Consider the following 11476-nt stretch of genomic DNA (forward strand, 5'->3'; position numbering starts at 1 on the left):
TGCTATAAACGGCCTTGACTATTTAATACGCTAAAAACGCCGCGCGGTTATAACAATCTTACGCAATATTGATTTAGATAAAGTTTACCTTACCCTCTACCTTGGGTTTTTACCATGCCGTAAACACGCCGCCGCCGCGATCGCGGTTTTCCCCGGCGGGTACGGCTGGCATTTTTGGTTATCAATCCGTATAACTGTCCTCCAGCTGTTTAACCCATTACTTGATGACTATTGATATCAGACCTATGAATGATTCGTTAAGCCAGATTATCGCCGGCGAATTGCAGGCGCGTACCGAGCAAGTGGACGCGGCCGTCCGTCTGCTGGACGAAGGAAACACCGTCCCTTTTATCGCCCGTTACCGTAAAGAAGTGACCGGCGGGCTGGATGATACCCAACTGCGTCAGTTGGAAACCCGTCTGAGTTACCTGCGAGAACTGGAAGATCGGCGCCAGACAATTCTGAAATCCATCGACGAGCAGGGAAAACTGACCGAACAACTCGCCAACGCGATCGGCGTCACGCTGAGCAAGACCGAACTGGAAGATCTCTATCTGCCGTACAAGCCTAAGCGCCGCACTCGCGGGCAGATCGCCATCGAAGCCGGGCTGGAGCCGTTGGCGGACAGTCTGTGGCAGGAGCCGTCTCAGGAGCCGGAGCAAACCGCTCAGGCTTACGTCAACGCCGAGCTGGGCGTAGCAGACGCCAAAGCCGCGCTGGATGGCGCGCGCTACATTCTGATGGAGCGCTTCGCGGAAGACGCCGCGCTGCTGGCCAAGGTGCGTCACTACCTGTGGAAAAACGCCCATCTGGTTTCCCGCGTGGTGGAGGGGAAAGAGGAACAAGGCGCGAAATTCCGCGACTATTTCGACCACCACGAGCCGATTGCCCAGGTGCCCTCTCACCGCGCGCTGGCGATGTTCCGCGGCCGCAATGAAGGGATTTTGCAACTGTCGCTGAATGCCGATCCGCAGTTTGAAGAAACGCCGCGCGAAAGCCATTGCGAACAGATTATTATCGATCATCTGAATCTGCGGCTGGGTAATGCGGCCGCGGACAGTTGGCGGCGCGCGGTCGTCAACTGGACCTGGCGCATCAAAGTGCTGCTGCATCTCGAAACCGAACTGATGGGCAGCGTGCGTGAAAAAGCGGAAGACGAAGCGATCAATGTCTTCGCCCGCAACATGCACGATCTGTTGATGGCGGCCCCGGCCGGCATGCGCGCCACCATGGGGCTGGACCCGGGTTTACGCACCGGGGTGAAAGTCGCGGTGGTCGATGCCACCGGCAAGCTGGTCGCCACCGACACCATTTATCCGCATACCGGTCAGGCGGCCAAAGCCGCCGCCATCGTTGCCGCCCTGTGCATCAAACATCAGGTCGAACTGGTGGCGATTGGCAACGGCACCGCCTCACGGGAAACCGAACGTTTCTTCCTGGATACGCAAAAACAGTTCCCGGATATCCGCGCGCAGAAAGTCATCGTCAGTGAGGCCGGCGCGTCCGTGTACTCAGCGTCGGAATTGGCCGCGCAGGAATTCCCCGACCTGGACGTTTCCCTGCGCGGCGCCGTTTCTATCGCCCGTCGTTTGCAGGACCCACTGGCCGAACTGGTGAAAATCGACCCGAAATCCATCGGCGTCGGCCAGTATCAGCACGATGTCAGCCAGAGCCTGCTGGCGAAAAAACTCGATGCCGTGGTGGAAGACTGCGTCAACGCCGTCGGCGTCGATCTGAATACCGCCTCTGTCGCCCTGCTGACCCGCGTGGCGGGCCTCACGCGAATGATGGCGCAGAACGTGGTCGCCTGGCGCGATGAAAACGGCCGTTTCCGCAACCGGGAACAGCTACTGAAAGTCAGCCGGCTGGGGCCGAAAGCGTTTGAACAGTGTGCCGGCTTCCTGCGCATCAATCACGGCGATAATCCGCTGGATGCGTCTACCGTTCACCCGGAAGCCTACCCGGTCGTGGAGCGCATTCTGGCGGCGACCGAACAGGCGATCCAGGATTTAATGGGCAATCCCGGCGCGCTGCGCAATCTGAAAGCGGCTGATTTTACCGACGCGCGTTTTGGCGTGCCGACCGTGACCGACATCATCAAAGAGCTGGAGAAACCGGGACGCGACCCACGTCCCGAGTTTAAAACCGCCAGCTTTGCCGACGGGGTGGAAACCATGAACGACCTGCTGCCCGGCATGATTCTGGAAGGCGCGGTCACCAACGTGACCAACTTCGGGGCTTTCGTGGATATCGGCGTCCATCAGGACGGACTGGTGCATATCTCCTCCCTCGCCGATCGCTTCGTTGAGGATCCGCATACCGTGGTTAAGGCCGGGGATATCGTCAAGGTGAAAGTGATGGAAGTCGATCTGCAACGCAAGCGTATCGCGCTGACCATGCGGCTGGACGAACAGCCGGGTGAAACCGCCGCGCGCCGCGGGGGCAATGGCGGCGCTCGCGACACTCCGGCTTCGCCGCGTCAGCCGTCAGGCAAGCCACGCTCTCGTCCGGCGGGCAACGCTGCCACGGCGGGCAACAGCGCCATGAGCGATGCGCTGGCGGCGGCGTTTAAGAAGCGCTGATCCGGTTGACCCCGGCCCCGCCGTTGGGACTGGAGAATCCCCACAAATTTGGGGAAGAATTTCTGTCAGTGCAGTGAACGTTTCGTGCGCACTAACCTCAGTCGATTGCTGCGACCGTCTCAGCCGCGCCCGGCACGTGGCGGCTCAATCACCGCCGCCCCGTGTCCCCAGGCATTTCGCGGAAAATGATGAACCCCGTTGGGGGTCACCCTACGGCTAACGCAAGCGTTGTTCCATTTTGCGTTGCAAAGTTGCAAAACGGTGTCGTCGCTATGCGATGCTTTCGGCGTTCGTGACCGCTGACCGGGAGAGAGAAAACCTCACCCTCACTCCCCGCGCAGCGCGGCGGCCGGCGACTGCCGGTAAGCCAGCATCGCGGGAACGGTCAACAGCATCGCGGCGACCAACAGCAGAATCAGCACAAAGGCAACGTCATCCTGTTCCAGCGTCACCGGCAGCACAAAGCCGCTTTTCTCGCTCATCGCCTGCGCAATGACCTGTGCGGCGGCATAGCCGATGCCGATACCCAGCAGCACGCCGGCGCTAACCAGCGACATCAAACCACACCAGACAAGCGCGAAAACGCCATAGCGCGGCGCGCCGAACGCCCGCAACGCCCCGATCTGTTTTTGTCGCTGCCGCAGGTGAACCACCGCCACCATCGCCACGGCGACGCCGACCAGCCCTTGCGTGCCCAGTGAGATATAAATCAACAACTGCCGAATATCCCCCAATAGGGAATAGAGCTTCACCAGCACTTCGCCGGGGAAGACGGCCTGCGTCGCGTGGGTGCGATATAACGAACGAAGCTGATAAGCCCCGGCAATGCTCTTGGGCTTCACCACAATCGCCGGCACGCCCGCCTGATGCGCATGATCGCCCGCGTCCCGCTCAGCGTGTTCGTCGTGCGAGTGCCCCTCATCCTGCGCGTCATCCGCAGGTGGCGGCTGCACGCCATGCACCCGCCACACCGCGCTTATCGGCACCAGAATCGCCTTATCCCATGCGCTGCCGTCGGCGGGCAGGATCCCCACCACGGTGTAATTGACCTCTTCATGCGCATGTGCGCCCTCTTGCCCCACCTGACCGTGAATCGGGCTGAACGTATCCCCCAACGCCAGGCCGGTATGCGCGCCCACCACCGCTTCGAAATCCGCGTTAAACACCCGACCGGCCAGCAATCGCCGCTTGCCGTTATCGGTCGCCAGCGGCGCAGTGGTGCCGACTATCGGCATGTCCTGATAAAAATCGCCGAACGCTACCGGCGCCGCCCAGGCCACCAGCGGATTTTTCGTCAGATCGTCCACGATATGCGCGGGGATCAGCGTCAACGCCGACGGTTGCAGGAAAACCGACGATAGCACCAGTTGCGTTTCGCTGCCCGGCGCGCCGACGATCAAATCAAAACGATCCGCCGCTTTCGCGCTTCCCATACGCAGCGCTCTTTCCTGTAGGCTGACGGCAATACTTAGCGCGGTAGCCGTCGCAATCAGCAACACCACCACCACGACCCCCGGCCATAAACGCCGCCAGTCAACCCAGATAAGACGCCACGGGATCATGGTGCAACCTCCTGTTGAGCGCTGTCGGCTATCAGCCGCCCTTTCTCCAATCGCAGACAACGCGTCATCCGTGACACCAGAAGCCGATCGTGGGTAATGGCAATCAACGTGGCGTTATTTTGCCGCGCCAGAGTCGCCAGCAGTTCGGCGATTTGCGCGCCGCTGTGCGCATCCAGACTGGCCGTCGGTTCATCCGCCACGATAATATCCGGCGATCCCAGCAACGCTCTGGCGACGGCGACTCGTTGCTTTTCCCCGCGCGACAGCATCTCAACCGGGCGATTACCGACATCCAGCCCGACCTGCGCCAGCAGATCGGCGGCGCGCTGTTTTAATGATGCCGGCAAGCGCCAGTGATGAAAGTTCGCCGGTAATAGCACGTTTTCCCGAGCGCTCAAGCCGGGAAAGAGATGGAAATCCTGCATTACCAACCCCACATGCCGCGCCCGCCAGCGATCCCGTTCGGTTTCATTTAACCGCCTGATGTCCTGCTGCGCCCAGTTCACGCTGCCCGTTCCCCGCGAATCCAGGCCGCTAATCGCATTGACCAGCGTGGTTTTGCCCGAGCCGGACGGCCCCATTACCGCCACCTGCGAACCGGCGGCGATGCGCAACGCCGGAATAGCCAGCACCGCATCCGGCGTATCGGGGAAAGTGACGCTCAGATCTTGAATCAATAACTCCACCATCAGTGCTCCTACAGGGTATCGAACGTCGCATCACGCAGCCGCAGCAGACTGACGAAACCGGTTTCCGCGTCGGTCCACGATCCGTGCTCCAGTACGCCTTTCACTTCAATAATGGTGTTGTTCTGGACGAAGGTTTGCCGTTTAGCCAGATAGACCACCACGATATCTTCCGGCCAGTCGGCATCGGAGGAACAGAAAGGACACAACGCCATCGGCATTTTGGTCAGCACGAAGAATTGGGCTTCCGCTTTCAGCGGCGGCGCCATAAAGCCGCGCATCGTCACCCGCTTGCCGGATAATGTTTTGACGTCATCGGAGAATGCCAGTCCCAGCACGCCGTAAGACGCATAAAGTTTGTCGAAAGACAGTTCAGGCGGCGCGGCTTTCGCTGGCGCGACGCACAATAGCGCAAGCACAATCGGCGCCGCGTTCAACCAGACAGAAAGCGGGGTTGCCCCCGCCGGGTTACATTTCGCGTTATTCATACCGGCCAATTATCTCTTGTCCTGCGGTTTTAGCGCCAACGCATCGACAATCACCCGGAACAGCGCCGTATTTTCCATATAACCCCGGATTCGCTCGGCCCCCGGCCCGCTGGCCTGGATCACCATATCGTCCACCGCGTGCACGCCGGTATCGGAAGAACGCGGCAGGATCCCTTCGCGGAATACCGCCCCCGGCACCGCCTCATAGGCTTTATTCGCCACGTATTCATCCTTTTCATTTTTCACCGCCGGCACAAAGCGCCCGTCCAGCTTCGGCCGGAAGGTTTCGTAATAGTCAGGGAAGTTGTTGAAGAACACCGCCAGACGTTTGGAGACATTCACCTCGTCGGGATAACCATCTTTATTGGCGTCCCGATAGTTCGGGTAGCCGGCGTCTTCATACACGCCGACTTTCTCGCGCATGTCGGCGCCCGGTTTTTCATCGTCCACCGTGCCGATAATGGAGAGACCGTGGGTATGGTCGCCGGTAACGACGATCAAGGTATCCGGGTGCCGCTCGGCGAATGTTTTCGCCAGCGCCACCGACTGATCCAGCATGATGGTGTTATAAAACGCGCGCTCCCAGTCCAGCGGATGCGAGGCTTTGTCGATCAGCGCGGATTCCACCATCAGGAAGAAACCATCCTGATTTTTGGACAGGACATCCAGCGCCGCCTGCGTCATTTCGGTCAGATCGGGCTGGTGGGGGAATTTTTTGGCGACGTCGTTTTTCAGGAAACGGCGATCCAGCACATCATCCATGTTGCCGGTATGGAACAGGCCCAGCAGTTTGGTGGCCTGAGCCGCATTTTCCTTCAGCGTTTGGGCATCGGTAGCCAGCGTGTAACCCGCCTGCTGGAATTTTTCGATATAGTTGTTTTCATCTTTGCGTTTTGAGCCCGGCGTGCTCTGCGGCAGGAAATAAGCTGAGCCGCCGCCCAGGATCACGCTGGGCTGCACGTTGTAGAACATCTCGACGATTTCCGCTTTATCCGCCCGACGGCGGGTATGGGCCACCACGGCCGCCGGGGTCGCGTCTTCAATTTCAGCATCGCTGACCACGCCGACCGCCATATTGGTTGAACGGGTAATCAGCTCGCCGAGCGTTTCCTGTTTCGGATGCTCCAGCGAGTTTTTACTGCGGCTGACGTAGACGCCCAGCGCGTTTACGCCGGATTTATGCCCGGTCATATAGGCGCTCATGGTATTGGCGCTGTCCGCCGCAATCGAGTCGGTACTGGAGGTGCCGGCAAACGCCATGTATTGCAGATCGTCAATCGCCAGACGGCCGTCCGCCTTTCCTTCGGTTATCCCTTTGGACAGAATACGGGCGCCGGTGCGGTGAGCGACGGACAACCCGTCGCCGATAAACAAAATAACGTTTTTGGCTTTGCGGGTATCCGGCGTCTGATAGACGTCCCAGGTTACCCGCGTCGTTTTCCCTTTGGCCTGCGCTTCCACGGCGTATTGACCGGCGGCGGGCAGATGCGCATCCCGCACCCACACGGTAGACGCCCCGGCGCCGTCTTCACGTTCGACGAACGTGGCCGATTTTCCCAACACCTGTTGATAATCTTTGCCGTTGATCAGGATACGGATCTCTTCCGGCTTGAGTACCTCGTCAAACTCGACTTTAAAATCGAATTTTCCCCCCGCCAGCATGGTCGCGCGGTCGATGGGATAAATAGCCTGTGCCTGAACCAGGCCCGGCAGTACGCCGGCCAACGCTAAAGGCAATAACCAATAAGCTTTCATCGTGATGTCCTTGATTGCGGAATGAACAGGACATAACGTAGTTATCTTTTCTTACAGTTTGATGAACATGGATATCAATTCCGAGCGGGGTTCACGCCCGCTCGGCCACGTCCGGCCGTTGGCTAAACGCCGTCAGTTGCGCAACAACCGTATCCGGATGGGAAATAAAGGGCGCATGCGCCGCTTTCGGGATCACCAACGATGAAGACCGCGGCCACTGTTCATCCAGCAAACCGGCCACTTTACGCGGCACCAATCCGTCCAACGCGCCATAGAGACGCAAAAACGGCAGCGGCAATGACGTCAGCGCCGGCCGTAAATCCGTCTGACGCAGAATTTCCAGACCGCCGTTCAGCACCTCGACGGAGGGCATGGGTTGCTCCAGCACCACGCGCTTCAGTAATCGGGCATCCTGTCGCGCGCTATCGGTTCCCAGCGTTTGCAGCGCCAGAAAACGTTCGACGGTGCGCTGGAAATCATCGCTGAGCTGCTGCTGGAACCCGTGCAACACATCGGATTTAATACCCGGCCAGCCCTCCCGCGCGCTAAAGCACGGCGACGACGCCAGCGTGATCAGCCCGCTCACCCGCTGCGGCGCGTTTAATGCAATCTGACTGGTCACCAACCCGCCCAGCGACCAGCCCAGCCAGACGGCGCGTTCAGGGGCCTGCGCCAGCACCGTCGCCGCCATGTCCTCCAGCGACATCGCGCCGAACCCCTGGCTTCGGCCATAGCCGGGCAAATCCACCAGATGCAGGCGAAAATGCGCGGCCAGTCGCGATGAAATGCCATGCCATACCTGCGCATTCAGTCCCCAGCCGTGCAGCAGCACAAGTTCCGTTTTTCCTGCGCCTTCAGTCTGCCAATACAACGGTTTCATAAGTTATCGTCCGCCTTAGAGAAATCCACTCTGTTCACTTCAGGGAAAAGCCTATGTTAACCATCGCCGCCCTGTGCTGGCTATGCCGGTCGCCGCTTTATCGCAGCCAGCAGGGAATTTGCTCCTATTGCCAGCGCCGCCTGTCGCCGACGCCGGTATGCTGCCCACGCTGCGGCTTGCCGACCGGCGATCCGACGCGGCAGTGCGGGCGCTGTCTGAAAAATCCGCCGCCCTGGCAATCGATAACGTTTGTCGGTGACTATGTTCCACCGCTCAACGCCTTAATCAAACAATTTAAATTTAACGGTAAAACGGAACTGGCCCCGGTGCTTGCCCGGCAACTCTTATTACGCTGGTTGGCCGCCTATCGCGAACAGGCGTTGCTGACGCCGCGCCGCCTGTTCCGGCCCGACCGGATAGTTACGGTGCCCCTGCACCAACGGCGTCACTGGTCGCGCGGATTCAACCAGACCGAATTGTTAGCCCGCCCTTTGGCGCATTGGCTGGGATGTGATTATGAACCTCGCGCCATACGGCGTATCCGCCGGACGCCTCTTCAGCAAAAGCTCAGCGCCAGCGCACGGCGCGGCAATCTGCGAGGCGCGTTTCGCTGTCACGCCTCGCTGCCGGGCAAACAGGTGGTATTGCTGGATGATGTGGTGACCACCGGCAGCACCGCGGCGGAAATCAGCCGGCTTCTGCTGGCGCAAGGGGCGGCGGGCGTTCAGGTATGGTGTTTGTGCCGAACCTTGTAGTTCAAGGGAGGATGGGCGTATTATAACCGATAAGCGTAGTCAACCATTGAGTTTAACATTATGATCCATATTACTGACGCTGCTCAGGAACACTTCCTGAAACTGCTGGCAAAACAGGAAGAAGGCACGCAAATTCGTGTTTTCGTCATCAATCCCGGCACACCCAATGCGGAGTGCGGCGTTTCTTATTGCCCCCCGGATGCAGTGGAAGCCAGCGACACCGAACTGAAATTTGAAAAAATTTCAGCCTATGTGGACGAACTTAGTGCGCCGTATCTGGAAGATGCTGAAATCGATTTCGTCACCGACCAACTGGGTTCTCAGCTTACGCTGAAAGCGCCCAACGCCAAGATGCGTAAAGTGGATGACGACGCGCCGTTGATTGAACGCGTGGAATATGTACTGCAATCGCAGATCAACCCACAGTTGGCAGGCCACGGCGGCCGCGTCACGCTGATGGAAATCACCGATGATAATCTGGCGATCCTGCAATTCGGCGGCGGTTGCAACGGCTGTTCGATGGTCGACTACACGTTGAAAGAAGGGATTGAGAAAGAATTGTTGCAAAAGTTCCCAGAGCTGAAAGGCGTGAGGGATCTCACCGAGCATCAGCGCGGTGAGCATTCCTATTATTAATGTCCTGATGATTAGGCCGGGTCATTGCACCCGGCATCCTCCTCGCAGACAGTCGCGGGCAACGGCGCGCCGCGGCGCAGATCGATGTCGCGAATCAGACGTTCAAGATAACGATCGGCAAAGATGGATTCCAGCGTGCGGCTAAGTTTCCGCCGCCAGTTCGGGTATTCCCGGCTCGTTCCGGGAACGTTCACCGGCGTCGCCATATCCAGCCAGTCTTCCAGTTGAAACCCGACCAACGCGCTGGCGCTGTCGGCCATATAACGTTGAACGCCCCGGTTAAGCGGTACGCCCATTGTCGTCAACGATGAATTCCTCCCCACCCGCTGCGGCAACAACCCGTGCTGATGTAATGCGTTCAACAAACCCTGTTTGGATTTTTCACGCAGCTGAATCTGCTGTTGCAATAACACGTCATCCGGGTACAAACCCAAATCCCTGCCCAACGACAAATCCACCGCCTGCCAGTACCCGCGCAGCGTGGGGAGATCGTGTGTGGTGATGGTGGCCATCGCCTGACGCGGATACCTGCCGGGTGAGCGGAAGCGATGCTGCTCGTCCTTTTCAAAAAACAGCACCTTATAGGAATAGACGCCGAAGTCATGCAGTTTGCTGACGATCTCCGGCGGCACCGTGCCCAAATCCTCGCCTATCACCAGGCAGCGATGACGCTGACTTTCCAGCGCCAGCACCGCCAACAGATCGTCCAGCGGATAGTGGACATAGGCACCGTCAACAGCCGATTCGGCTTTGGGTATCCACCATAAACGCAGGAGCGCCATCACATGGTCGATACGCAGCGCGCCGCAATTCGCCATGTTGCTGCGCAACACGTCGATAAACGGCTGATAGCCGCGCTGCCGCATCATGTTGGGATTCATCGGCGATAAGTGCCAGTTTTGCCCCAGCGGCCCCAGCGGATCCGGGGGCGCGCCGATGGAGGCATCCAGACAATAAAGCTGACGCTCATCCCAGGTTTCCGCGCCCCCCTGCGCGACGCCTACGGCCAAATCGCGATACAGACCAATAGGCAGACCGAGCTGCCTACTGCGCGCAAAGCATTCCGCCAGTTGCTCGTAAGCCAGCCATTGCAGCCAGCAATAAAAATTAATTTCATCCGCATGTTCCTGGCGAAACGACTTCACCGCCTCGCCGTGAACATCATGATAGCGGGTCGGCCACTGCAACCAGTCCGCGTAATTTTCTCCCTGACGTTTCAGGTAAGCCTGCAACGCATCGAATGTTGCCTGCAATTGCAGACTTTGCCCGCCATTGACCACAAACTGGCGAAAAGCGCTGATACGCGGGTCCAGCGCGCTGCGGGTGTTGAAATAGCCAAAGGCCAGCCGCAACGCGCTCAGCTTGAGGGTGGTGACCGATTCATAATCGACCCAACGTCCCGCCCGCAGCGCCGATACCGCTTGCTGCGTCTCCTCCAGCAGCCACCATTGTTGCGCCTCCGAACTCTGCTGAAAATCATCCACCTGATTGACGTCAATATAAATCACGTTCAGCCAATGGCGGGAAGAGGGACTGTACGGACTTGCCGCCTCCGGAACCGCCGGGTACAGCGAGTGCAGCGGATTCAGCCCCACAAACGCCCCGCCGCGGCGGGCTATCTGTTCCACCAACTGGCGCAAATCGCCGAAGTCGCCCACCCCCCAGTTATTTTGCGAACGCAGGGTGTAAAGCTGAACGGTCACTCCCCACCAGCGTTTGCCCTGCAACAGGGCTTCAGGCTCGTAACAACGGGGCGGCGCCACGGTTATCCGACAGTTCCAGCGCTGCTCGGCCTGCGTTAGCGTAAGATGATGATATCCCAAAGGAAGTGCTGCGGGGAGCGTCAGATTCGTACCGCCGGTCACCTGTCCCTGAACCTGTCCGCCGTTTTCATACATCAGCGTCCAGTGAAATTCGCCATTGCCGGCCAGCGCAATGACGGCGTCCCGTCCCTGAAGAAAAACTTTTACCGGAGGCAGGGGAGCGCCATCACTGCCTGAGATATCCATCATCGCCAGCAGTCGTTCTCTGATCGACGCATCAATCGTATGCTTATTGCCATAAGCATCCGTATATGTTTCCGCTATACCCATCTGTTGAATTGCCGAGTTACCCGCCTTGAATGCCATCTT

9 protein-coding genes are annotated in these 11476 nt (G+C 58.8%); 3 read left to right on the top strand and 6 right to left on the bottom strand.

The genetic code is table 11. The annotated features are described in order from the left end of the window. The first annotated feature begins 245 nt into the window (after positions 1–245). Positions 246–2582, top strand: coding sequence for a Tex family protein (locus JG725_RS14070; RefSeq protein WP_199378537.1), 2337 nt, complete (start codon positions 246–248; stop codon positions 2580–2582). A gap of 326 nt (positions 2583–2908) precedes the next feature. Here JG725_RS14070 and JG725_RS14075 read toward each other — a convergent pair whose 3' ends face one another. The 5 genes from JG725_RS14075 to bioH form a co-directional block, all read right to left on the bottom strand. Then, the gene (locus tag JG725_RS14075) at positions 2909–4144 is read right to left on the bottom strand and encodes an ABC transporter permease (protein WP_199378539.1); all 1236 of its coding nucleotides are present in this window, start codon (positions 4142–4144) and stop codon (positions 2909–2911) included. Further along, positions 4141–4833 (bottom strand): ABC transporter ATP-binding protein, encoded by a 693-nt coding sequence (locus JG725_RS14080; protein ID WP_199378541.1) that lies wholly within the window; start codon positions 4831–4833, stop codon positions 4141–4143. The genes JG725_RS14075 and JG725_RS14080 overlap by 4 nt, the downstream gene beginning before the upstream one ends. 8 nt (positions 4834–4841) lie before the next feature. Then, entirely contained in the window at positions 4842–5318 is a 477-nt protein-coding gene (locus JG725_RS14085; RefSeq protein ID WP_199378544.1) for a hypothetical protein, read from the bottom strand. A 9-nt stretch (positions 5319–5327) separates the two neighbouring features. Further along, complete coding sequence (locus JG725_RS14090; protein ID WP_199378546.1) at positions 5328–7073, bottom strand: alkaline phosphatase; 1746 nt, start codon at positions 7071–7073, stop codon at positions 5328–5330. 91 nt (positions 7074–7164) lie between these two features. Then, positions 7165–7953 (bottom strand): pimeloyl-ACP methyl ester esterase BioH, encoded by a 789-nt coding sequence (bioH, locus tag JG725_RS14095; protein WP_199378548.1) that lies wholly within the window; start codon positions 7951–7953, stop codon positions 7165–7167. A 53-nt stretch (positions 7954–8006) separates the two neighbouring features. Between bioH and gntX the strand changes: the two genes are divergently transcribed. Further along, positions 8007–8708 carry a DNA utilization protein GntX gene (gene gntX, locus JG725_RS14100; RefSeq protein WP_199378550.1) on the top strand — a complete coding sequence of 234 codons (702 nt, stop codon included), beginning with the start codon at positions 8007–8009 and terminating at the stop codon, positions 8706–8708. Positions 8709–8768: 60 nt separating this feature from the next. Continuing rightward, positions 8769–9344, top strand: a complete 576-nt coding sequence (gene nfuA / locus JG725_RS14105; protein WP_172291306.1) for a Fe-S biogenesis protein NfuA — start codon at positions 8769–8771, stop codon at positions 9342–9344. An 11-nt stretch (positions 9345–9355) separates the two neighbouring features. Here the strand turns inward: nfuA and malQ are convergent, their stop codons facing one another. Next, positions 9356–11473, bottom strand: coding sequence for a 4-alpha-glucanotransferase (gene malQ / locus JG725_RS14110; RefSeq protein ID WP_199378552.1), 2118 nt, complete (start codon positions 11471–11473; stop codon positions 9356–9358). Positions 11474–11476 lie beyond the last annotated feature (3 nt).

It is taken from the genome of Brenneria sp. L3-3C-1, from assembly GCF_016456245.1.
GTDB lineage: Bacteria > Pseudomonadota > Gammaproteobacteria > Enterobacterales > Enterobacteriaceae > Brenneria.

Bases quoted from the DNA above. Each gene is read 5' to 3' on its own strand.
- malQ (WP_199378552.1), bottom strand. From the start codon at position 11,473: ATGGCATTCAAGGCGGGTAACTCGGCAATTCAACAGATGGGTATAGCG.
- JG725_RS14070 (WP_199378537.1), top strand. From the start codon at position 246: ATGAATGATTCGTTAAGCCAGATTATCGCCGGCGAATTGCAGGCGCGT.
- nfuA (WP_172291306.1), top strand. From the start codon at position 8,769: ATGATCCATATTACTGACGCTGCTCAGGAACACTTCCTGAAACTGCTG.
- JG725_RS14090 (WP_199378546.1), bottom strand. From the start codon at position 7,073: ATGAAAGCTTATTGGTTATTGCCTTTAGCGTTGGCCGGCGTACTGCCG.
- JG725_RS14085 (WP_199378544.1), bottom strand. From the start codon at position 5,318: ATGAATAACGCGAAATGTAACCCGGCGGGGGCAACCCCGCTTTCTGTC.
- JG725_RS14080 (WP_199378541.1), bottom strand. From the start codon at position 4,833: ATGGTGGAGTTATTGATTCAAGATCTGAGCGTCACTTTCCCCGATACG.
- JG725_RS14075 (WP_199378539.1), bottom strand. From the start codon at position 4,144: ATGATCCCGTGGCGTCTTATCTGGGTTGACTGGCGGCGTTTATGGCCG.
- gntX (WP_199378550.1), top strand. From the start codon at position 8,007: ATGTTAACCATCGCCGCCCTGTGCTGGCTATGCCGGTCGCCGCTTTAT.
- bioH (WP_199378548.1), bottom strand. From the start codon at position 7,953: ATGAAACCGTTGTATTGGCAGACTGAAGGCGCAGGAAAAACGGAACTT.